This is a genomic window from Kribbella pratensis, assembly GCF_004366075.1.
Classification (GTDB): domain Bacteria; phylum Actinomycetota; class Actinomycetes; order Propionibacteriales; family Kribbellaceae; genus Kribbella; species Kribbella pratensis.
Genome location: NZ_SODU01000003.1, coordinates 1,396,452 through 1,418,115, shown reverse-complemented (window position 1 = coordinate 1,418,115; position 21,664 = coordinate 1,396,452). Strand labels below are relative to the sequence as shown.

The window sequence follows — 21,664 nt, the reverse complement described above, 5'->3', positions numbered from 1 at the left end:
CACCGATCCGGATGAGCAACGGATGAGCGCTACCGTGACCGAGTGGAGTTCGGCGTACTGGGACCGGTGGTCGCCTGGGAGAGCGAGTCAGCCGACCTGAGGTCGGCGCGGCATCGAGAAGGCGAGCCAGCCGACCTGAATCGGGCGCAGCATCAGGTGGTGGAGCCGATCGACCTGAAGGGGGCGCCGGTTGATTTGCGGGGGCCGCGGCATCGGGCTGTGCTGGCGCGGCTGATCGTGGCGAGGGGGCGGGTCGTGCCTGCGCAGGTGCTGGTGGACGACTTGTGGGTCGATCCGCCGGCGGGCGCGTTGAGTGCGGTGCGGACGTTCGTGGCCGCGCTGCGCCGAGCGATCGAGCCGGAGCGCGCCCCGCGCGAACCACCCCGGCTCCTGGTCACCTCAGGCCCCGGCTACGCCCTGAAAACAACAAACGTCGACGCCTGGCAGTTCGAGAACGCCCTACGCCCCTCCACCCCGAGCGACGGGCCAGCGGGGTTCGTGTCGCCGGAGGAGCGGTTGCACGAGCTTCTGGCCGGGTTGGGGTTGTGGCGCGGGCCGGCGTACGCCGAGTTCGTGGACGAACCGTGGGCGCTGGCCGAGCGGGCGCGACTGACCGAGTTGCGGCTGCACGCGGTGGAGCAGATCGCGGAAGCGCGCCTGGAGTTGGGCCTCGCAGCGGAGGCCGTGCCGGACCTCGACGCACACGTCATCGAGCACCCGTGGCGCGAGGACGCCTGGCGCTTGCTGGCCCTCGCCCTGTACCGGAGCGAACGGCAAGGCGACGCCCTCGCCGTACTGCGTCGTGCCCGGGAAACCCTGGTCGGCCAACTCGGCATCGACCCCGGCCCCACGCTCACCCGCCTAGAGACCGACATCCTCAACCACGCCGCACACCTAACTCCGCCAGCCCAGCGCACTCCGCCAGCCCATCTCACCCAGGCCGCCCATCTCACCGAGGCCGCCGAGCACACCGAGGCCGCCCATCTCACCCAGCCTGGGCAGCGCACCCAGGCTGGGCGGGTCAGTCTGTCTGGGGAGGTTAGCTCGGGCGCGTACCTGACGCAGGTCGGGAGCGTGTGGGCGGAGGCGGCCGCTGCGTATGACCGCGCCGTCGGCGGGACGCGTGCTCGGATCGAATCGACCGTCGGGCTGCTCCGCAACCTCGCGGTCACCGGTGGCGGCGGACTGGAGGCAGCCCGTGGACACCGGCTCGCAGCGATCGCCGCGGCCGAGGAGCTCGGCGACCCCGACCTCACCGCCCGCGTGATCGGCGCGTACGACGTACCAGCGATCTGGACCCGCTCCGACGACGAAGCGCAGGCAGCGGCCATCGTGGCCGCGGCCGAACGCGCACTGCCGACCCAGGATCACGCCAGCATCCGCGCACGACTGCTGGCCACGATCGCGCTCGAGTCCCGAGGCTCTCGTTCGCCGCGAGCACGGGAGGCGGCGCTCGAGGCCGAGCAACTCGCCCGTGGCCTCGACGACCCCGCGCTGCTGGCGTTCACGTTGAACGGCGTCTTCATGCAGACCTGCCACCGCGCCGGCCTCGCCCCACAACGAGACGCGATCGGCGCCGAACTCATCACCCTCTCGCAGCGCCACAACCTCTTTACGTACGAGGTTCTCGGCCACCTGATCAGGCTGCAATCCGCCTGCGCAAGAGCCGACCACACCACAGCCGACGAACACGCCGCGGCCGCCGACGCGTTGGCCGCCCGGCACGAACTCCCGCTCGTCGCCGTTTTCACCCGCTGGTACGCCGCCCTCCGCGACGACACCCCCGAGTCGTACCGCGCCGCAGCCGCCCTGCTCGACGACGCGGGCATGCCCGGCCTGAGCGCCGGTCTCCTCCCGCTGGCGTTGGCCGCACACGCCGTACGCCATGGCGAACCGATCCCGACTGCCGACTACGGCCCGCACGCTCCGTGGGTGTACGGAGCGCCGGATCCGCCGCCCGGCTTGCTGTTGGAGGCCTACTGGGCCCTGACCGCCCACAGCACCCAAGACCCCGAGCTGTTGGCGAAGGCACAAGCCGCGCTGGCACCGGCGGCCGACGAACACGCAGCCGGAAGCGGCCTGCTCACCCTCGGCCCGATTGCCGACTACCTGCCTTAGAGGTCGTCCGGAGAACCGCTCTCGGACTTCCGATCGGCCTGCATCCGCAGCTCGTGGTGCGACTGGTGCGCCGTGGTCCGGTACGCCTCGTCGTGCGCCGCGAGCGCGCCCGCCACCCCGGACCCCCGCCCGTGGCGCTTCGCCCACGAGGCGAACCAGGTCAGCCCCGCGAGCACCACGGCCAGGCCAGCGAGAAACACCAGGTACTCCATCCGGCCAAGGTACCTGGCGTTTGGTCACCGGCCGGTCGGGAACAAGACGCAAGACTCTGCGGGAGCGGCCGAATGAAACTCAGTATCACGGTGACGGACCACGCTTGGAGCGACGGCGTGGACGGGCTGCGACGGGTCGTGGAGCTCGCCGACCAGGGTGGGATCGACACGATCTGGGTGCCGGACCATCTGTTCCAGGCTGATCCGACCAGTCATCCGCAGGCCGAGCTGTTCGAGGGGTTCAGCCTGCTGGGGTACCTGGCTGCGATCACCAGTCGCGTGCGGCTCGGGATGCTCGTTTCCCCGGTACCGTTCCGGCCGCCCGCGGTCCAGGTGAAGGCGATCGCGACGCTGGACGCGTTCACGCGTGGGCGGGCGTGGTTCGGTGTCGGGATCGGTTGGGAGGGGGACGAAGCGCGGGCGATGGGGATTCCGCTCGGACCGGCCAAGGAGCGGTTCGAGCAGTTGGAGGAGCTGCTGGACATCGCGGATCGCATGTTCGCCGGCGACAGTTCGCCGTACGCCGGGAAACACTTCCAGCTGGACGGCCCGATCTGCAGCCCGCGGCCGGCCGGGCACGTACCGGTGCTGATCGGCGGCACGGGCGAGCAGAAGACACTGCGGATGGTCGCGCGGCGGGCGGACGCGTGCAATCTGTTCGACCTGCCGGACGGCGGTACGACGGTCCGCCACAAGCTCGACGTACTGCGCAAGCACTGTGACGACGCAGGCCGCCCGTACGACGACATCGCAAAGACGTTGTCGACCCGGCTGAATCCCGGCGACACCGTCGGCGCTCTGATCGACCGTTGCCGAGAGCAAGCAGCTTGGGGGATCGACCACGCGATCGTGATCCGCTCCGGGCCGTGGACATCGGAAACCGTCGGGATCATTGCCGATGCGGCGCCTGAGGTCGCGTCGCTCTGACTCACAGCCTCCTCCCAGGAATCTTCCAGGGCCGTCGCAGACCGTGCGATCAGGATGGAATCACCAACCTGAAGGAGGCTTCCGATGCCGATCCGAATCGTCAAGACCGTTGCCGTAGGCACCATCGCGACCCTGGGGCTGGCCGCCGTCGCCTTCACCCCCGCCGCCTATGCGAGCACCACCACGAAGACCGCCACTCCCCACCTCGCCGTCCTCCCCAAGCCGGTCGTGCCGGTCGCGGTCCGCAAAGCTGCCTGAGATGCTGACTGCATGACAGCACGAGTGGTCGCCGACGGACTGGTGCTCCGCGCCTGGGAGCCGGCGGACGCGCCGGCGATGGTCGAGCTGTTCGACGACCCAGAGGTGGCGTACTGGACACCGCTGAAGTCCCCCTTCGACCTCGCCGTCGCGACGGAGTACGTCGAGAACGCGCGCAGGGCGACGGACAAGCTCCAGTTGGCGATCACTACGGACGGTGTGCAGCCACTCGGCGAGGTCATGCTCAACCTCGCCACGGGTTCGCTCGGGTACGCGATCGGACCGGCGCATCGCGGGCAGCGTCTCGGGGTGCGGGCGCTGAAGGTGCTGACCGCCTACGCACACGAAACGGCCGGCCTGCCGCGGGTGATTCTCGAGATCGAGCCGGACAATGCAGCAAGCGCCGCGGTGGCGCGGGCAGCCGGCTACCGGCAGACCGACCTACCGCCAGAACAGGTCGTGGACAAAGGTCGCGAGCTGACCCTGTTCACCTGGGAACATCTCGCGCGGTAGTGCCGATCAGGTCGAGAGACCAGTCGTTGCAGCGCATCCAGTGCCCTTTCGGGTATTCGAAGTCGCGTTCACCGAGAAGCGTGAAACCTTCGCCACCTGACGCACGGCGGCCGTGGCCAGTCCACGCCCCTGGAACTCCGGCAGAATCGCCCACCCCGTCTCCCAGACAGTCTCGTCGCTCTCGCTGTGCTCCCAGTAGCCGATCAACCCGGCGCGCTCGCCGTCCTCGGTGACGATCACGAACATCTGTCCGGTGAAAGCGTTCTCGACGTACTTCCGATGCCGGTCCCGCAGCTTCCCGGGCGTCTCCGGACCACCGAGGTACGCCGTCATCTCCGGCGTATTGCACCGCTCGAGCAGCCGGAAGTCCTGCTCAGTCCAAGAAGCCAGTGTCACCATGCCGGCAGTACATCAGCCGCCGGCGACAATCTCAGGCCGGGCGGTGGGCCCGGAAGGCGAACGCGTGCGGGACGTCGTAGCCGCCGGGTTCCTCGAAGCGGTCCACGGCCAAGCCGCTGCTGATCACGGCGTTCAGGTAGTCCGCCAGGGGGACATGGTTCATGCCGATGCGGCGGCGGATACCGTCCTCGCTCCACCAGGGCGACTCGGTGTGCCAGCCGGATTGCCGGTACGTCGGGTGGACGATCCGGCGACCGTCCTCGGCGTACACGACGTGCGGACCGTTGAAGCACGGGTGCACGCCGTACACGACCAGCACCCCGCCCGGTCGCAGTACTCGCGCCGCCTCCAGGAGGACCGCACCGAAGTCGTCCACATCGGTGGAGGTCCACAGCGTGATCGCGGTGTCGAACGACTCGTCCGCGAAGGGCAGGGCCGCAGCGTCGCCGTGCATCAGCGGGCCGTCGGTACGCATCCTGGCGCGGCGGAGCTGGTCGATGGAGTAGTCCAGCCCCACGACAGTGCGCCCGCTGGCGCGGATGCTCTCGAAGTTCCGCCCGGTGCCGCAGCCGATGTCCAGGCACGGCCCGGATCCAGGCCCGAGGAGGTCCAGCAGACCAGGCTGATGAGGCTCGGCGTCCTTCCCGAAGCGTTCGTCGTACCACTCCGCAAGACCGTCGTACCGAGCCCGCATCCAGCCTCCCCAGGTAAGGTCCCAGTCTACTGGTGCAGCCTGCTTTAGGTCGGGACAGTGACCTACGGGTAAGCTTTGCCGACGTTCTCTTTGAGTTTGGATGGTCAGACGTGGGTTCCGTAATCAAGAAGCGCCGCAAGCGTATGGCGAAGAAGAAGCACCGCAAGCTGCTGAAGAAGACGCGGGTGCAGCGCCGCAAGCTCGGCAAGTAGCCGGGGCAAGTACTGGTCTGCCGCGCCCGGTCCGGCTGGGGGTTGCTCGTGGCACAGGTAGTGATGGTGACCGGCGTCTCGAGGGACGCCGGTGCTCGCTGTGCCCGCAGACTGGCTGACGACCCGTCGATCGGCACCGTTCTCGGTGTCGACGTGGTTCCGCCGCGCGCGGAGCTGGGGCGGGTCCGGTTCGTCCGGGCGGATATTCGTAATCCGGTGATCGCCAAGGTGATCGCCGCCGAGGACGTGGACACGGTCGTCCACACCGGCGTTGTGGCCACGCCCGGCAGCGCCGGTGGCCGGTCGTCGATGAAGGAGATCAACGTCATCGGCACCATGCAGCTGCTCGCTGCCTGCCAGAAGGCGCCGGGTGTGGCCAAGCTGGTGGTGAAGTCGTCGACGACGGTGTACGGCGCGGGTCCGCGGGATCCGGCGATGTTCACCGAGGAGATGGCGCCGCGGGCGATCCATCACCACGGATTGAGCAAGGACGCGGTCGAGGTCGAGGGCTACGTGCGGGGCTTCGCCCGGCGCCGCCCCGACGTCTGCGTCAGCACGCTCCGGATGGCGAACTGGATCGGCCCGAAGACCGATTCCCCGATCACGCGCTACTTCGCGATGCCCGTCGTACCGACCGTGTTCGGGTACGACGCCCGCCTGCAGTTCCTGCACGAGGACGACGGTGTCGAGGCGATCCACCACGCGACCGTCAACGATCTTCCGGGGACGTTCAATCTGGCCGGTGACGGCGTTCTCTCGCTGTCCCAGGCGATCCGCCGCCTCGGCCGGCCGACGCTGCGGCTCCCTTCGTTCACCGCGTCCAGCACTGCGGCCGCCGTACGGCGAGCTCGGCTGGCGGACTTCTCGCCGGACCAGATCACCTTCCTGACCTACGGGCGGGGAGTGGACACGACGCGGATGCGGACCGAGTTCGGGTTCGAGCCGAAGTACTCGACCGCGGAGGCGTTCGACGACTTCCGCCGATCGCTCGGGACCGGCGCGATGACCCGGGTGGCCGGTTTGCTCACCGCAGGTCTGGGGGCGCTGCGTGGCTGATGCGGACGTGATCCCGATCGGTTCCGGCGGCCGACCGGGCCGGGGGAGCGGACGTCGTACGACGCCTTCGGCTGCGGCTCGTGCGCTCGCGGGCGGCCGCGCGAAGAAGAAGGGTCGCGTCGACGAGCGGGCCGACGCCGATGTCACCGCCGCGACCCGTGCCGCGAAGAACGGCCCCTCGGCGGGCCGTCGTTCGGTCGAGGCGGCCGGCGCTGGCGAGACGCCAGCTGACGCCGTACCGGATGTCGATGGGCCCGAGGCGCCTGCTGGTTCTGACTTCGCCGGGCTCGAGCAGGCGGTGCGGGGACTGTTCGGGGAGGACGGGGAGCGGCGGGTCGCCGAGTGGCTGGCGTTCCTGCGTCGGCGGTTGACCGGGGAGTACGAGCTCGACGAGTTCGGGTACGACTCCGACCTGACCGACCAGGTGCTGCTGCCGATGCTGCGCCCGATGGTGGAGAAGTGGTTCCGCGTCGAGGTCCGCGGGATCGAGAACATCCCGTCCGACGGCAGCGCTTTGATCGTCGCGAACCACTCCGGCACGATGCCACTCGACGGGCTGGTCACGCAGGTGGTCGTGGCGGATCACACCGGCCGGCCGCTGCGCACGCTGGCCGCGGACCTGGTGTTCCAGACGCCGTTCGTGGGTGAGCTGTCCCGCAAGGGCGGTGCGACGCTGGCGAACAACGACGACGCCGAGCGGCTGCTCCGGCAGGGGAACCTGGTCGGTGTCTGGCCGGAAGGTTTCAAGGGGCTCGGGAAGCCGTTCGCCGAGCGGTACAAGCTGCAGCGCTTCGGGCGCGGCGGGTTCGTCAGCGCGGCGATGCGGACCGGCGTACCGATTGTTCCTTGCTCGATCGTGGGCGCCGAGGAGATCTATCCGCTGGTCGGCAACATCGCCTCGCTGGCGCGGTTGCTGGGCGTCCCGTACATCCCGGTCACGCCGTTCTTCCCGCTGCTCGGGCCGCTCGGCCTGATCCCGCTGCCGTCCAAGTGGCTGATCGAGTTCGGCGAACCGATCCGCACCGACGACTTCCCCGACGGCGCCGCCGACGACCCGATGCTGGTCTTCAACGTCACCGACCAGGTCCGCGAAACCATCCAGCAAACCCTCTACACCCTCCTCATGCAACGCCGCAGCGTCTTCTTCTGACCCCACCCGCTGCCCCGCCCAGAGCACGGCTGATCGCCCAGCCACCGCCTCTCCCGCGCGCACCATCTCTCGCTTCGCGCGCCGCCCCCGCTCCGCGCGCCTCCCTCCTGTTCCACCGGGTGGGTGCGGGAGGACCCGCCCCGTCGAGGCCGCCGCCGGCAGAAGAGCCAGGGTTACCCCCCTCGCATGCAGGGTTCTCCCCTCGCGTATCAGCAGAGAACCCACAACGCGAGGGGATAACCGCCCCGATGCCGTTCAGCTCAAAGGAGTGCGCCGGCCGGCAATCCCGTCGGTGGTCACACCGGCCAGCCCCGGCCACGCCTCAAACCGGAGGTTGCCTCCTCAACTGCAGGGTTGCCCACCGAAAATCCGAGGGGGCATCCCACCACAACAGGGTGCAACCCGGCCAACGCAGGACCGCTGTCGACGAAGCCCATCACAGCCTGAGCTCCGGGACCGGGGAGGATTACCCGCCGGATCCGGTACACGAGCCTCCCCGCTTCGGGCCGATTCGGCAACTCCGACGACCGTCAACTCCTGAGGCGGAGTGCGTGACGGCCTCCTGTTGGGAAACAAATGTGCAAATGCCGACGATTTCTTTCCCATCACCGGGATTGACGGCCGGACCACGTCCTTCACTGAACGGCACTGGGATAACCCGTCGTCTGCTCGATGCAGGGGCGGATGACTGGGCGGTCTTGCGGGGCGGGAAGGGCGGCGGGGAGTGGAGGCAGGCGCTGGTCACTGGGGACAGGCAATACCGGGAGCCGTCCCACCACCGGCTGTCGCAGGACCCCGGATCGGGCTGATCACCACCCACACATCGGACAGGACAGCCGGATGTCTCCTCGAATGTCATCCGTCGGCGCGGTTGGCGACGGGAGCAACCGGGTGCGGGGCGGGAAACGGAGTACGCCCGGGGGGGGGTACGCGCAGGCGGGGAAATGGTGCGCGCGGAGCGGGAGATGGTGTGTGCGCAGGGTGGGGAGGTGGTGGGCGCCGGGGAAGAGGGCCGTGGAGGGGGACGGCGCAGCCCCCGGCACGTGGTGCTTGTGCCGGGGGCTGGCGTGCTCGGGTTCGGTGACTACTTCCAGGGTGGGAAGAGGGTTTGGATGATTCCGGGCAGGTTGATCAGTGGTGTTGTCGGGAACGGCCATGGCCAGGACGGTGTGGCCGGGGGCAGTGTGGAAGGCAGCACGGTGGGCGTCGCAATCGGCGAGTTTGACGACGACGGCCGGGGCGGTGTCTTCAGGCTGGTCGGAGGCGGAGCGGTGGACTGCTGCACGATGGTGGTGTTCGGCAGCTTGGTCGGCACGGTGGTCGGCTGCTGAGAGATCGAGTTGACCGGTGTCGGGATCGTCGACGACACCTTGGGGCTCGACGACGCCTTGGCCGGGTTGCTCGACTCGGAGCCGGTGCCGGGGCTGGTGCGGTTCGGCTGGTTGTTCGTGCCGGTGCTCGGCGCGCCCGACGGCTTCGGTGCCGCACACTTCGGGCATGCCGCCGAGGTGTGCTGCGCCAGCTGCTCGATCGTGGCCAGTGCCTCGACCCCGGACTTCAGCGACTCCGGCGGGAGTTTCGGCGCGAGCTCGACCAAAGCCTGGCGGGCGCTGGTGATGAACGCCGTGATCGCGGTGATCGAACTCTCGTCGTTGTCCTGCTGGTACGACGCGACCAGTCGGGACACGCCCTTGCGGGCCTGCGCCGAGAAGTCGTCCAGTGTCGCGTTGATCGTGCCCACCGAGCCGCCGTTGCTCGCCAGCTCCCGGACTTCGGACAATCGGGTCATCGCGTGCTCGAGATCGCGCCGGCCGCGGGAGTCGTCGCCGACTCCGACATTGGTCGCCACGTTCTCGATGCTGCGCTTCATTCCGTACAAGGTGTCGCCGGGCATGGCCTGCTGAGCGGCGGCGGCGGAACCGATGCCACCTCCGAGCAGCACCAGCGCGGCGGTGCTGGCCACGAGCCGGATCCTCCGGCCCTGGCGACGACGGATATCTGTCACGGACGCGCCAACGTCCTCGCTACCCGGCGGGTCGTCCGAGTCGTCTGGTGCGGTGTGCACCGTCAACGGAGTCGCAGTGGTCGCCGCGCGCGCCGCCGCCTGCTCCAACAGGCGGTGCCGCAGCTCGGCACTGAACTCCGGTCGCGGGGCAACTGCGCCGGCGGTCCTCAGCCGTCCGACGAGCTCCACAGCTTCCAGTAACTCGGGGTCATCGCCCAGTCACGTGGAGTGACGGGGCCCGTGATCGACCGCATGCGCGAATGCCTCCGCGCGCGCTCGAGCCCTGTGTAGGTCACTCATGAGTTCTCGTTCTCCTCAATGGCCAGTCGGGGTCACCGACAGGTCCTCACCAGGCAAACGAGGTAACTCCCTGACGGGTTACGAAAGACGTTCGTTGTCATCCGCCTCATCTCAAGTCCTTGGGGATAACCTTCGCCAAGTGCCGTACGGCCCTCAGCTGGAGTTGCTTCACGGCGCCTTCGGATTTCTCCAGCGCCTTGGCCGTTTCGGCGATCGACAGACCGGCGAAGAACCGCATCGTCAAGCAGTCGCGCTGCTCGTCGGGCAGGCCGGCGACCGCGTCCCGGAGGACCTCGGCGGTGGCCGCGGCCAGCACGTCGATCTCCGGGCCTTCGGTCTGCCGGTCGTGGGTCTCGATCTCGTCGGTGACCACCTCGAGCCGGACCCGGCCCGACTTGTAGTGATCGGTGATCAGGTTCCGGGCGATCGTCACCAGCCAGGCTCCGAAGTCCCGGCCCTGCCAACGGAACGAGTCCAGCGCGCGGAGCGCCCGAACGAAGGTCTCGCTGGTCAGGTCCTCGGCGAGTGCCGAGGACGACACCCGTGCGTAGATGTAGCGATAGACGGTGAGCGAGTACTCGTCGTACAGCTCACCGAAGGCACCGACGTCCCCGGCCTGGGCGCGATCGACGAGCTCCGCACGTCTCATCCCGTCCGGGCTTGGCTCCGGCGTGGTCAAGTGTTCTCCCCGTTCAACTGACACGTCGTTCGACACATCCGCGAATGGCCACAGCGACTGGGACAGCACTGAACGTTACTGCTCAGATACGTGCTGTCAACAGGCTGGGGCGTGCCGCCTTCCGTCCGGTCCGATGGGTCACGAATGCGCCAGCGGACTGCGTCCGCGGGACGGAGCAGCCTGCTGTCGGGGGTAGTGCATTGCGCATGAAGGTCCCCGCTCGCGGGCGGGTTTCTGCAGTGTGAGGTTCAGCAGAAGCGCGCTCGCGAAGTCACCTGTATATCGGTGGTTACGCTCCGCTGCAACCGTTCTGTGAAAGACGGTTGCTCCCGCAGCGGATCCCGGCCGTGACAGACTCGCCTGGTGAACGTGAATTTCGCGGACATTCTTCGTAACACAGCGCAACGGCACGGCGAGCGTCCCGCGCTGGTCGACGGGGATCGGCAGCTGACCTGGAGCGAGCTCGACCAGGCCGTCGACCGGACCGCGCAGGGGCTCGCCGCGGCCGGTCTGGTGCCGGGGTACCGGGTGCTGCTCCTGGTTGCCAACAGCATCGAGTTCGTCACGTCCTACCTGGGCATTCTCCGGGCCGGGCTGGTCGCCGTACCGCTGAACACCGGGCTCACCAAACCCGAGCTCGCGGCCGTCACGGCGCACTCCGGAGCCCGGCTGGCGATCGCCGGACCGGGGCTCGCGGACCGGTTCGAGGGCGTCCGCACGGTGGCACCCGACGAGCTCCAGGGTGACGCTCCGTTACTGCCGTCGAAAGATCCCGAGACGCTCGCGGTCCTGCTCTACACATCCGGAACCAGTGGAGATCCGCGCGCCGCGATGCTCACCCATCGCGCCCTCGCGGCGAATGTGCGGAACCTCAGCGAGCTCGGCGAGGACCGGATGGGGCCCGAGGACGTGGTGCTCGGGGTGCTCCCGATGTTCCACGCGTTCGGCCTGAACGCGGTCCTCGGCTGGGCGGTCGCCACCGGCGCCGCGCTCGTCGTCGAGCAGCGCTTCGATCCCGACGAAACGCTCGACCTGGTCTCTCGGTACGGCGTGACACGGCTGCCGCTCGCTCCGCCTGCACTGAACGCGCTGCTGGCCCGCTCCGATCTGCGGGAGGCGCTCAAGACGGTCAAGGTCGTGCTGACCGGCGCGTCCACGCTGGATCGCGCGCTCGCGGACCGCTTCGAGCGGGCCACCGGGCTGCATGTCCACCAGGGGTACGGCCTGACCGAGGCGTCCCCGGGTGTCACCACGACCCTGGGCGAGGCCGAGCCGAAGCCCGGCTCGGTCGGCCGCCCGCTGCCGAACGTCGAGGTCCGGATCGCCGACGAGCAGGGCGAGGACGTCGAGGGCGACGACCCCGGCGAGATCCTGATCCGCGGCGGCAACCTGTTCTCCGGCTACTGGCCGGACGGCGTCGACGGCCCCGACGCGGAGGGCTGGTACCGGACCGGCGACGTCGGGTTCCTGGACGCGGACGGCGACCTGTTCCTGGTCGACCGGCTGCGGGAGCTGATCATCGTGTCCGGGTTCAACGTCTTCCCGAGCGAGGTGGAGGACGTGCTGGTCGCCGCTCCCGGCGTACGGGAGGCCGCGGTCATCGGCGTACCGTCCGAGGAGACCGGCGAGGCGGTCAAGGCCTTCGTCGTGCCGTCGCCGGACGCATCGGTCGACATCGCCGCGGTCCGCCAGTACGCCGAGGGCCGGCTGGCGAGGTTCAAGAGCCCGGTCGAGATCGAGGTGGTGGACAACCTGCCGCACTCGGTCACCGGCAAGGTCGCGAAGGGCCGGCTCCGGGAGGCGGACCGGTGACCGAGCGAAGCGAGGGCACCAAGACAACACAGCGTCCCTCAAGTCGTGTGGTGATGTACGGGAAGCCCGGCTGTCATCTGTGCGACGACGCGCGGGAGGTCATCCGCGCGGTCTGTGCCGAGGTGGGCGCGGACTGGTCCGAGGTGGACATCACGCAGGACGACCGGTTGTTCACGCAGTACGGCGAACAGATCCCGGTCACGTTCGTGGACGGGAAGCAACACGACTTCTGGCGCGTGGACCCCGCCAGACTGCGAAAGGCCCTGATGAGGTAGGGGTCACTTCCGCCGATTTTGTTCTCACGTTCACAAGCTCCTAGAGTAAGAGAGCCGCCGGCCGTCAGACCGCGGTGAACCAACCGCTCCCAGGAGAATTGTGACGCGTGCCAGCAGCCGTCGCCCCGGCCCGCCGACGAGAACCGAACGCGGCATCCCCGAGGCGACTGTCGCGCGCTTGCCGGTCTACCTGCGGGCCCTGACCGCGCTCTCGGACAGTGGCATCGCGACCGCGTCGAGCGAGGACCTGGCGACCGCGGCCGGCGTCAACTCGGCCAAGCTCCGCAAGGACCTGTCCTACCTGGGCTCCTACGGCACCCGCGGCGTCGGGTACGACGTGGAGTACCTGAGGTACCAGATCGCCCGCGAGATCGGCGTCACCCAGGACTGGGCCGTGGTCATCGTCGGGATCGGAAACCTGGGCCACGCGCTGGCGAACTACTCCGGCTTCGGCACCCGCGGCTTCCGGATCGTCGCCCTGCTGGACGCCGATCCGACCCTGGTCGGCGAGCGGATCGGCGAGATGGAGGTCCGCGACTTCGCCGAACTCGAGGACATCGTCAAGGCCGACCGGGTCTCGATCGGGGTCATCACCACGCCCGCCGGTCCCGCGCAGGACGTCTGCGACCGGCTGGTCGCCGCCGGCGTGACCAGCATCCTGAACTTCGCGCCCGTGGTGCTGTCCGTGCCCGACGGCGTCGACATCCGCAAGGTGGACCTCTCGATCGAGCTGCAGATCCTGGCGTACCACGAACAACGAAAGTCCGGAGAGGCGGCGCTCCCCCAGGTGCCCGAACTACCAGCGCTGAACGGTATGCCGGATCTCCCGAGTGTCGGGGGAGGTGTCGGCGCATGAGTTACCTGGTTGTCGGCATCAGTCACCGTTCTGCTGCCATCGACGTACTGGAGCGGGTCGCGCTCGACGCGGACGCGGCCACCAAGGTGGCCCTGGCGGTGCGGGACTCCGCGGCCGTCGCGGAGTCCGCTGTCCTTGCCACCTGCAACCGCACCGAGGTCTACGCGACTGTCGACCGGTTCCACGCAGGGATGGACGAGGTCACCGGGATCCTGTCCGACGTCACCGGCGTACCGCTGCTGGATCTGGCCGAGCACCTCTACGTGCACTTCGAGGAAGGCGCGGTCGCGCACCTGTTCCAGGTCGCGGTCGGGCTGGACTCGATGGTCGTCGGCGAGAGCCAGATCCTCGGCCAGGTGAAGGAGACGCTGCGCGTCGGCCAGGACCTGGAGACTGTCGGCACCGACCTGAACGCCCTGTTCCAGCACGCGTTGCGGGTCGGCAAGCGGGCCCGCACCGAAACCGGGATCGACTCGGCCGGCCGCTCGGTCGTCTCGGCCGGGCTGGACGCGGTCGGCGGCTTCGCGGGCCGGCGTGCACTGGTCGTCGGCGCCGGCTCGATGGCCTCGCTGGCCGCCCAGACGCTGCTCAACGGCGGCGCGAAGACCGTGACGGTTGCCAACCGCAACTACGACCGGGCGGTCGCGCTGACCGACCGGATCGGCGGTACGGCGATCCGCCTGGCAGACGTGCCCGAAGCCTTGCGCGACGCCGACCTGGTCGTGTCGTGCACCGGCGCGCGCGGCGTCGTACTGACCGCCGAGACGATCCGCGGCGCGACCGACGGCCGGCCGCTCGGCGTGCTGGACATCGCGCTGCCGCGGGACGTCGCTCCCGAGGCGGCCCGGATCCCCGGCGTCACCCTGATCACGCTGGCCGACCTGATCGGTACGGCGGGCGGCAGCCAGGCCGACATCGACGAGGTACGCCGGATCGTCGGCGAGGAGACCGGTTCGTTCGAGGCGACCCGCCGGGCTGCTTCGGTGGCGCCGACCGTGGTCGCGCTGCGGGCGATGGCGAGCTCGCTGGTCGACGCGGAGCTGGCCCGCCTGGAGCGCCGGCTGCCCGAGCTCGACGAGCACGAACGGCACGAGGTCGAGCGGACCATCCGCCGCGTCGTCGACAAGGTGCTGCACAACCCGACGGTCCGGGTGAAGGAGCTCGGCGGCGATCCGGGCGGACCGACGTACGCCGACGCGCTGCGGCAACTGTTCGCGCTCGACCAGGCGACCGTGGACGCGGTCACGGCCGCGAAGACGCCGGCCGAGACGAGCAACACCCGCGCCGACTCGAAGGCGACCGGAGGTGAGCAGGCATGATCAGGCTCGGCACCCGCCGCTCCAAGCTGGCGACCGCGCAGTCGACGATCGTGGCCGACCAGCTGCGCGCGCTCGGTCACGAGGTCGAGCTGGTCCTGATCACGACCACCGGCGACGTGAACCGCGCACCGGTCGAGCAGATCGGCGGCACCGGCATCTTCGTCAGCGCCTTGCGCGACGCGCTGCTGGCCCACGAGATCGACATCGCCGTGCACTCGTTGAAGGATCTGCCGACCACGCCGCTCGACGGCCTGACGCTCGGTGCCATCCCGGTCCGCGAGGACCCGCGCGACGTGCTCGTCGCCCGCGACGGCCTGACGCTCGGCGAACTGCCGCGCGGTGCCCTGGTCGGCACCGGCGCTGCACGGCGCGCCGCGCAGCTCGACGCGCTCGGCCTCGGCATCGAGTGCACCGGCATCCGCGGCAACGTGGACACCCGGATCAGCTTGGTCACCGACGGCAAGTTGGACGCCGTGGTGCTCGCGAGGGCAGGCTTGTCCCGGTTGGGCCGGCTCGCCGAGGTGACCGAGACCCTGGACCCGATCCAGATGCTGCCCGCGCCGGGACAGGGTGCCCTGGGCATCGAGTGCCGCGCGGACGACACCGGCGTACTGGCCGCGCTGGCCCCGCTGGAGGACCCGGCGACCCGCGTGGCGGTGACGGCGGAACGCCAACTGATGGCCACGCTGGAGGCAGGGTGCACGGCTCCGGTCGGCGCCCTCGCCGAGGTGGTCGAGGGTGAGGACGGTCCCGAGCTCTGGCTGCGGGGCGCGCTCGGCCAGGACGACGGCGTACGGCGGCTCTCCGCGAACGGGCCGGTGGACGACCCGGTGTCTCTCGGCAAGGCGCTGGCGAACGAGTTGCTGGAGCGAACATGACACCGGCACAGGGCACGAGCACTGCGGCCCATCAGCAGGGCAAGAAGACGGCCCACAGGACGAGCAGGAAAACGACGAGGGCGAAGGCAGACGTGAGCGCGAAGACAGCCGCAACCGCGGCACCTCAGAAGGCCGCGACCAGTACCGCCAAGCAGACCAAACCGCTCGGCCATGTCACATTCGTCGGCGTCGGCCCTGGTGACCCGGCGCTGCTGACACTGGCGGGCCGGGACGTGCTCGCGAACGCCGACGCGGTCGTTGTCGAGGGCCCCGAACACGACGCGTTCCTGACCTACTGCAGGCCGGGCGTCGAGGTCGTGGACGGGTCCGGCGCCGAGGGCAGCCGGGCGCTGCGGGTCGCCGCCCGGGCCCGCCTGGTGGTGAAGACGGCCAAGTCCGCGGCGAACGTGGTCCGGCTGCTGACCGGCGACCCGTTCACCTTCTCCAGCGGCGCCGAGGAGGCGGCCGCGTGCAAGAAGGCGGGCATCGGGTTCAACGTGGTGCCGGGGGTGAGCGAGGTGAGCGCGGTTCCGACGTACGCCGGGATCCCGCTGACCATGAAGGGCGACCGCGAGGTCACCGTCGTCGACCTCGCCGAGAACAAGCTCGACCTGAGCCGCCTGCAGCCGAAGCAGACACTCGTCCTGCTGAACGCCTCCGAGGTGCTGAAGGAGACAGTCGCGGCGCTGGTGGAGGCCGGCTTCGACGCGTCCACCCCGGTCGCGGCGACGGTCTGCGGTACGACGACCTCGCAGACCAGCGTGGTGGGGACGCTCGAGACGATCGTCACCGACCTGCGGGCCGCGAAGGTGACCGGCGAGGCCGTGATCGTGGTCGGTTCGGTCGTCGAGCAGCGCGAGACGCTGTCCTGGTTCGAGACCAAGCCGCTGTTCGGCTGGCGGATCCTGGTCCCGCGGACCAAGGACCAGGCCGGCCCGCTGATGGACCGGCTCCGTCGGTACGGCGCGATGCCCGAAGAGGTCCCGACGATCTCGGTCGAGCCGCCGCGAAACCCGCAGCAGATGGACAAGGCGATCCGCGGTCTGGTCGAGGGTCGCTACGAGTGGGTTGCTTTCACCTCGGTCAACGCGGTGAAGGCGGTCCGGGAGAAGTTCGACGAGTACGGGCTGGACGCGCGGGCGTTCTCCGGGCTGAAGATCGCGGCGGTCGGCGACAAGACCGCCGAGGCGATCGGGGCCTGGGGCATCCGTCCGGACCTGGTCCCGTCCGGTGAGCAGTCCGCCGCCGGGCTGGTCGAGGACTGGCCGCCGTTCGACGAGGTGCTGGACCCGATCAACCGGGTGTTCCTGCCGCGCGCGGACATCGCCACCGAGACGCTGGTCGCGGGCCTGACCGATCTCGGCTGGGAGGTCGACGACGTCACGGCGTACCGGACCGTCCGGGCCGCTCCGCCGCCCGCGCCGACCCGCGAGGCGATCAAGTCCGGCAAGTTCGACGCGGTCGTGTTCACCTCGTCCTCGACCGTGCGGAACCTGGTGGGCATCGCCGGCAAGCCGCACGCGTCGACGGTGATCGGCGTGATCGGCCCGGCGACGCTGAAGACCGCCGAGGAGCACGGCCTGCGGGTCGACGCGATGGCCGAGACGCCGTCCGTCGAGGAGCTGGCCGACGCCCTCGCCCGGTTCGGTGCGGATCGGCGTGACACCATGGTGGAGGCCGGCGAGCCGGTCACCCGCCCGTCCGAACGTCGGTCTGGTTCTCGTCGAAAGAGCTGAATGTGCCTGGATTCCCGGAAGTGAGGCCCCGGCGGCTGAGGTCGTCGGAGGCGGTGCGCAGGCTGGTCGCGGAGACCTCGCTGGAGCCGCGGCAGCTGATCCTGCCGATGTTCATCCGGGAAGGCGCCCGCGAGCCGATCGCGATCAAGTCGATGCCGGGCGTCGTACAGCACACCCGGGACACGGCGCGGAAGGCGGTCGCCGAGGCGGCTTCGTTGGGCCTCGGCGGCGTGATGCTGTTCGGCGTACCCGCTGAGAAGGACGAGGTCGGGTCGGGTGCGCTGGACCCGGACGGGATTCTGAACGTCGCGATCCGGGACGCGGTGTCCGAGGCCGGTGACTCCTTGCTGGTGATGTCGGACCTGTGCCTGGACGAGTTCACGTCCCACGGGCACTGCGGCGTACTGGACTCCTCCGGGCGCGTGGACAACGACGCGACGCTGAAGATCTACGCGGAGATGGGTGTCGCGCAGGCCACTGCCGGCGCGCATGTCGTCGGCCCGTCCGGGATGATGGACGGTCAGGTCGGCGTCATTCGTACGGCGCTGGACGCGGCCGGATTCATCGACACGGTGATCCTGGCGTACGCCGTCAAGTACGCGTCGGCGTTCTTCGGGCCGTTCCGGGAGGCCGTCGACTCGTCGCTGACCGGTGACCGCAAGACCTACCAGCAGGACAACGCGAACGCCCGCGACGCGATCCGCGAGGTCGACCTCGACATCGCCGAGGGCGCCGACATCGTCATGGTCAAGCCCGCGCTGCCGTACCTGGACATCGTCCGCCAGATCCGCGACCACGTGAACGTCCCGGTCGCGGCGTACAACATCTCCGGCGAGTACGCGATGGTCGAGGCCGCCGCCGCCAACGGCTGGATCGACCGCGACAAGGCCATCCTCGAAACCCTCACCTCGATCCGCCGAGCCGGCGCCGACACCATCCTCACCTACTGGGCCACCGAAGTAGCCCAGCACCTGAGCTACCGCTGATCAGCGCGCGACCGAGTAGTCGGATTGGGTGAAGCCGGCTTTTAGGGTGCGGGTGGCGTTGTGGGTCAGGGGGATGTCGGTGGGGACGGGGCCGAAGAGGGGGATGCCGGCGCCTAGGAGGACGGGGGCGGTGGTGATGGTTAGTTCGTTGAGGAGGCCTGCCGTGAGGAAGGTCTGGATGGTGGCGGCTCCGTCGGTGTAGATGCGCTGTGCGCCACGGTCGTTGAGCGTCTCGACGAGGGCGTCCAGGGTGCGGTGGACGAGGACGCGGTCGTCGATGTCGGGGTCGAGCGTGGTGCTCAGGACCTCGACCTGCTTGCCTTCGTACGGCCAGCTGTCGAACGTGCGGGCCAGTTGGTACGTCTTGCGCCCGAGTACGACGGTGTCCACCGACGCCAGGAACTCGTCGTACCCGGTCTCCCCGGCATGCTCCGCACGACTGGTCAACCAGTCGATGGACCCGTCGACCCGCGCGATGTACCCGTCGAGGCTGGTGGCGATGAACGCAGCGGCATGAAAACTCACAACCACCATTTTCCACGACCGCTCAACGCGGCGACGGCCCGACCGTCCCTTCCAGGGTGTGCTCGCACGGAAGCAGGATCTGGCGCTCGTAGTCGCCGTTCGGCTCGGTCAGCAGACTGGTGAGCAGCCGGACCGCGCGGCGCCCCATCGCGTTCCGCGGCACCCGCAACGTTGCCCACGGCAAGGAGCCGACCTCGGTCTCGTCATCGACCAGCAGTACGACGGACAGGTCGCCGGGCACCGACAGCCCGCGGAGGTTCAGCATCGCCGCGAGGACCCGCAGCAGATTGACGGACTCGACCAGGATCGCGGTCGTCCCGGCCGCCAGTGCCTGGTCCAGCCAGCCGGTCGTCAGCCCGGACGGAGCCGAGAACACCGGCTCCGGCACCGGCAGCGCAAACCGCTCCAGCGCCCCGGCGAATCCGGTCCACCGATCCTCCTGCGGCTCGTCGCGCGACTGCTCGCCGAGATACGCGAACGTCCGGTGGCCGAGTGCGACCAGATCGTCGACGATCTCGCCGGTCGCGGTCCGGTAGTCGCCGCCGACGTAGCTGATCGACGCTCCGGGCACCTCCCGATGACCGACGTACACGAACGGATAACCCTCGTAGGCCAACCGGGCCAGGTCCTCGCGGTCCGCGTGGTGACCGAGCAGCAGGCTGCCGGCCGCCTGCCGGAGCCCGTTCGTGTCGTCGGCGAAGACCCGCCGTACGCCGGACTCGTCGGGGGCGGCCGTGAACAGCACCAGGTTGCACCCCTCGGCCGCGGCCTGCTCCTCGATCCCGCGCAGGAACTCGAAGTAGTAGTCCCGGGAACTCGTCGGGAAGATCGGCTCGAACGTGTGGACGCCGAGCAGGTGCGGCGTGGCTCGGGCGACCGCTCGCCGTTGCCCGGCCGGCGCGTACTGGAGCCGCCGGGCCGCGTCCATGACGCGGCGCTGCGTACCGGCCGAGATCCGCCCGAGGTCCGCCGTACCGTTCATCACCATCGAGACGGTCGATTGCGAAACCCCGGCCGCTTTGGCCACGTCCGCCTGCCGCGATGCGGTCTTCTTCATGCCGCCTCCCCTCTGGGCCACCCCACGATGCCACCCGACCCGGTCAGGTCCCGGCGCAGTACGTCGTAGTCCACATCCTGTACGGCGATCCGCGCGGACACCGCGAGCGACGCAGCACAACCGGCGGCTTCGCCGACCGTCATGAACACAGGCTCCATCCGCACCGACGCGAACGCCACGTGCGACGCCGACACCGCCGCCGCGACCAGCAGGTTCGCGCACTCGGAAATCCGCGGAACGATCGACCGGTACGAGATGCCGAACGGGCGGACCAGCGGAACCTGCACATTTCCCTCGTTCCGCGGATTTCCGTCGACCAGCACGCGCCGGGCGTTGTGCGAGTCCATCACGTACGACGCCACCGCGATCGGGTCCGGCACCACGGTCCGTCCGGTCGCCTCGTGCTGCGTGACAACGTGTTCCGCGACCATCCGCCGACCTTCCCGCACATACAGCTGGTGCGGCCAGTACGACGTTTTCCTGAATTCGCCCGGTGCGAGCCCGAACGCCCGGGTCGCCGCACGTACGTCGGCAGGCAGGTCTGCCGAGGTCGACAGGTAGTGCAGCATCCCGGCCTGGTAGCGAACGTGGTCCTGGAAGATCTCCTCCCGGCGGGCGTAGCCGGCCTCCGGCCACTCGTCGCTCGCCCCGATGTGGTCGGAGGAGAACGCGCCGTGGTTGTTCATGTCGAACACCCTGCCATGCACCCGCGTGGTCCGCCCGTACAGCTCGTAGATTCCGGCCTCGAGGTACCGGCGCAGCAGCTCGTACCGCGAGGCGTCGTAGCCCTCCGGCCGTGGGAACGGGATCCGGTGCGGTCCGTCGGTCACGTGCAGCCGGAAGTTGTACGCCTGCACGTGCCGGTCTCCGGATCCGATCGCGCCGTACGGCTCCGCGGAGATGCCGGGGAGCAGGCCGCTGGACGGTTGGCCGGGTACGACGTACGGATCGACGGGCCGCTCGAACTGGTGGTTGATGCTGTGCTGCACACCGGCGATCGATTCGCCGTACACCGCCGACGACTCGCGCCCGACCGTGTACGAGACGCCGGCCGCGGCCAGGAGATCGCCTTCGTACGACGCGTCGACGTACACCTGCGCGCGGTAGCTGGAGCCGTCGTCGGTGCGTAGCTCGGTGATCCGGTTGCCGGTCTTCGTCACGTCGAGCAGGTGCCGGCGTCGATGGAGTACGACGCCTGTGTCGGCCAGCCAGCGCAGGAAGATCTCCTCGGCGACGTGCGCCTCGACCTTCCAGTGCGGATCCGGCGCGTGGTACGCCGCCGTGACCTCGGCGTAGAAGGCCCGCGCCAGCCCGCCGACCGTCCGCGCGTCACCGACGTCGGTCTCGCCGAGACCGGACGCGGTCATGCCGCCGACCTGGTCGTCGAACGCGAGCAGGACGACGCGGAGCCCGGAACGTGCCGCCCGGACGGCGGCGGTGACCCCTCCGGACGTCGCGCCGTACACCACCACGTCGGCGTCGGTGGGTCCCGCGGGCTCAGCCGCCAGCGGTGGGCGGTGGTACTGGAGACCTTCGAGTGCGAGCGTCATGTGGACCGTTGTATCAGCTCTGCTGCTGATAATCAGCTAATACTTCATGGCCCGGAAATCGGGCTGCAACAAGCTATTGACAGCGGACGAGAGGTCGAGCGTACGGTGATCCGCAACCCGGGAGAATAGATTTTGCTGAACTATTAG

The 21,664-nt window shown here is 69.4% G+C and carries 22 protein-coding genes; 14 read left to right on the top strand and 8 right to left on the bottom strand.

Going from position 1 to position 21,664, the window contains the following annotated elements; genetic code table 11:
- Nucleotides 1-42: 42 nt before the first annotated feature.
- Nucleotides 43-2,118 (top strand): AfsR/SARP family transcriptional regulator, encoded by a 2,076-nt coding sequence (locus tag EV137_RS31040; protein ID WP_238175657.1) that lies wholly within the window; start codon nt 43-45, stop codon nt 2,116-2,118.
- On the opposite strand, the gene EV137_RS31035 is transcribed toward EV137_RS31040, so the two are convergent.
- Entirely contained in the window at nt 2,115-2,330 is a 216-nt protein-coding gene (locus EV137_RS31035) for a hypothetical protein (protein ID WP_134131730.1), read from the bottom strand. The two genes, EV137_RS31040 and EV137_RS31035, sit on opposite strands and share 4 nt — an antisense overlap.
- A gap of 72 nt (nt 2,331-2,402) precedes the next feature.
- On the opposite strand from EV137_RS31035, the gene EV137_RS31030 reads away from it, so the two are divergent.
- The 3 genes from EV137_RS31030 to EV137_RS31020 all read left to right on the top strand — a co-directional run bounded on the left by EV137_RS31030 (nt 2,403) and on the right by EV137_RS31020 (nt 4,028).
- On the top strand, nt 2,403-3,257 hold the full coding sequence (locus EV137_RS31030; protein ID WP_134131729.1) for an LLM class flavin-dependent oxidoreductase: 855 nt from the start codon (nt 2,403-2,405) through the stop codon (nt 3,255-3,257).
- Between the two features lie 84 nt (nt 3,258-3,341).
- A complete protein-coding gene (locus EV137_RS40820; protein WP_166680057.1) occupies nt 3,342-3,515 on the top strand; it encodes a hypothetical protein in 174 nt (57 codons plus the stop codon).
- A gap of 12 nt (nt 3,516-3,527) precedes the next feature.
- On the top strand, nt 3,528-4,028 hold the full coding sequence (locus EV137_RS31020; RefSeq protein ID WP_134007903.1) for a GNAT family N-acetyltransferase: 501 nt from the start codon (nt 3,528-3,530) through the stop codon (nt 4,026-4,028).
- A gap of 6 nt (nt 4,029-4,034) precedes the next feature.
- Here EV137_RS31020 and EV137_RS31015 read toward each other — a convergent pair whose 3' ends face one another.
- Complete coding sequence (locus EV137_RS31015) at nt 4,035-4,427, bottom strand: GNAT family N-acetyltransferase (protein WP_202871205.1); 393 nt, start codon at nt 4,425-4,427, stop codon at nt 4,035-4,037.
- A 31-nt stretch (nt 4,428-4,458) separates the two neighbouring features.
- On the bottom strand, nt 4,459-5,121 hold the full coding sequence (locus EV137_RS31010) for a class I SAM-dependent methyltransferase (RefSeq protein ID WP_134131728.1): 663 nt from the start codon (nt 5,119-5,121) through the stop codon (nt 4,459-4,461).
- Nucleotides 5,122-5,231: 110 nt separating this feature from the next.
- Between EV137_RS31010 and EV137_RS31005 the strand changes: the two genes are divergently transcribed.
- The 3 genes from EV137_RS31005 to EV137_RS30995 all read left to right on the top strand — a co-directional run bounded on the left by EV137_RS31005 (nt 5,232) and on the right by EV137_RS30995 (nt 7,539).
- Nucleotides 5,232-5,333, top strand: coding sequence for a 30S ribosomal protein bS22 (locus tag EV137_RS31005; protein ID WP_008356322.1), 102 nt, complete (start codon nt 5,232-5,234; stop codon nt 5,331-5,333).
- Between the two features lie 63 nt (nt 5,334-5,396).
- The gene (locus tag EV137_RS31000) at nt 5,397-6,389 is read left to right on the top strand and encodes an NAD-dependent epimerase/dehydratase family protein (RefSeq protein ID WP_134131995.1); all 993 of its coding nucleotides are present in this window, start codon (nt 5,397-5,399) and stop codon (nt 6,387-6,389) included.
- On the top strand, nt 6,382-7,539 hold the full coding sequence (locus EV137_RS30995; RefSeq protein ID WP_134131727.1) for a lysophospholipid acyltransferase family protein: 1,158 nt from the start codon (nt 6,382-6,384) through the stop codon (nt 7,537-7,539). Before EV137_RS31000 ends, EV137_RS30995 begins: the two co-directional genes overlap by 8 nt.
- A gap of 1,084 nt (nt 7,540-8,623) precedes the next feature.
- Here the strand turns inward: EV137_RS30995 and EV137_RS30985 are convergent.
- Together EV137_RS30985 and EV137_RS30980 are read right to left on the bottom strand one after the other, a co-directional pair.
- Entirely contained in the window at nt 8,624-9,733 is a 1,110-nt protein-coding gene (locus tag EV137_RS30985) for a DUF5667 domain-containing protein (RefSeq protein WP_238175656.1), read from the bottom strand.
- Between the two features lie 217 nt (nt 9,734-9,950).
- Nucleotides 9,951-10,493: a sigma-70 family RNA polymerase sigma factor gene (locus EV137_RS30980; protein WP_130384882.1), complete on the bottom strand. Its 543-nt coding sequence runs from the start codon at nt 10,491-10,493 to the stop codon at nt 9,951-9,953.
- 393 nt (nt 10,494-10,886) lie between these two features.
- Between EV137_RS30980 and EV137_RS30975 the strand changes: the two genes are divergently transcribed.
- From EV137_RS30975 to hemB, 7 genes are all read left to right on the top strand, one after another.
- Nucleotides 10,887-12,335, top strand: a complete 1,449-nt coding sequence (locus EV137_RS30975; protein WP_134131724.1) for a class I adenylate-forming enzyme family protein — start codon at nt 10,887-10,889, stop codon at nt 12,333-12,335.
- Nucleotides 12,332-12,610: a glutaredoxin family protein gene (locus EV137_RS30970; RefSeq protein ID WP_311136388.1), complete on the top strand. Its 279-nt coding sequence runs from the start codon at nt 12,332-12,334 to the stop codon at nt 12,608-12,610. Before EV137_RS30975 ends, EV137_RS30970 begins: the two co-directional genes overlap by 4 nt.
- Nucleotides 12,611-12,710: 100 nt before the next feature.
- Complete coding sequence (locus EV137_RS30965; RefSeq protein WP_133789650.1) at nt 12,711-13,466, top strand: redox-sensing transcriptional repressor Rex; 756 nt, start codon at nt 12,711-12,713, stop codon at nt 13,464-13,466.
- On the top strand, nt 13,463-14,785 hold the full coding sequence (locus EV137_RS30960) for a glutamyl-tRNA reductase (RefSeq protein ID WP_134131723.1): 1,323 nt from the start codon (nt 13,463-13,465) through the stop codon (nt 14,783-14,785). Before EV137_RS30965 ends, EV137_RS30960 begins: the two co-directional genes overlap by 4 nt.
- A complete protein-coding gene (gene hemC, locus EV137_RS30955) occupies nt 14,782-15,663 on the top strand; it encodes a hydroxymethylbilane synthase (protein WP_134007913.1) in 882 nt (293 codons plus the stop codon). The genes EV137_RS30960 and hemC overlap by 4 nt, the downstream gene beginning before the upstream one ends.
- Nucleotides 15,660-17,399, top strand: coding sequence for a bifunctional uroporphyrinogen-III C-methyltransferase/uroporphyrinogen-III synthase (locus tag EV137_RS30950; RefSeq protein ID WP_134131722.1), 1,740 nt, complete (start codon nt 15,660-15,662; stop codon nt 17,397-17,399). The genes hemC and EV137_RS30950 overlap by 4 nt, the downstream gene beginning before the upstream one ends.
- A gap of 2 nt (nt 17,400-17,401) precedes the next feature.
- Nucleotides 17,402-18,385, top strand: coding sequence for a porphobilinogen synthase (hemB, locus tag EV137_RS30945; RefSeq protein WP_134131721.1), 984 nt, complete (start codon nt 17,402-17,404; stop codon nt 18,383-18,385).
- On the opposite strand, the gene EV137_RS30940 is transcribed toward hemB, so the two are convergent.
- Genes EV137_RS30940 through EV137_RS30930 form a run of 3 tightly spaced genes read right to left on the bottom strand, consistent with a single transcriptional unit; the run spans nt 18,386 to nt 21,517 of the window.
- Nucleotides 18,386-18,919 carry a dihydrofolate reductase family protein gene (locus tag EV137_RS30940; RefSeq protein WP_238175655.1) on the bottom strand — a complete coding sequence of 178 codons (534 nt, stop codon included), beginning with the start codon at nt 18,917-18,919 and terminating at the stop codon, nt 18,386-18,388.
- A gap of 13 nt (nt 18,920-18,932) precedes the next feature.
- Nucleotides 18,933-19,967 carry a LacI family DNA-binding transcriptional regulator gene (locus tag EV137_RS30935; protein WP_134131719.1) on the bottom strand — a complete coding sequence of 345 codons (1,035 nt, stop codon included), beginning with the start codon at nt 19,965-19,967 and terminating at the stop codon, nt 18,933-18,935.
- Complete coding sequence (locus tag EV137_RS30930) at nt 19,964-21,517, bottom strand: FAD-dependent oxidoreductase (RefSeq protein WP_134131718.1); 1,554 nt, start codon at nt 21,515-21,517, stop codon at nt 19,964-19,966. Before EV137_RS30930 ends, EV137_RS30935 begins: the two co-directional genes overlap by 4 nt.
- Nucleotides 21,518-21,664: the final 147 nt, after the last annotated feature.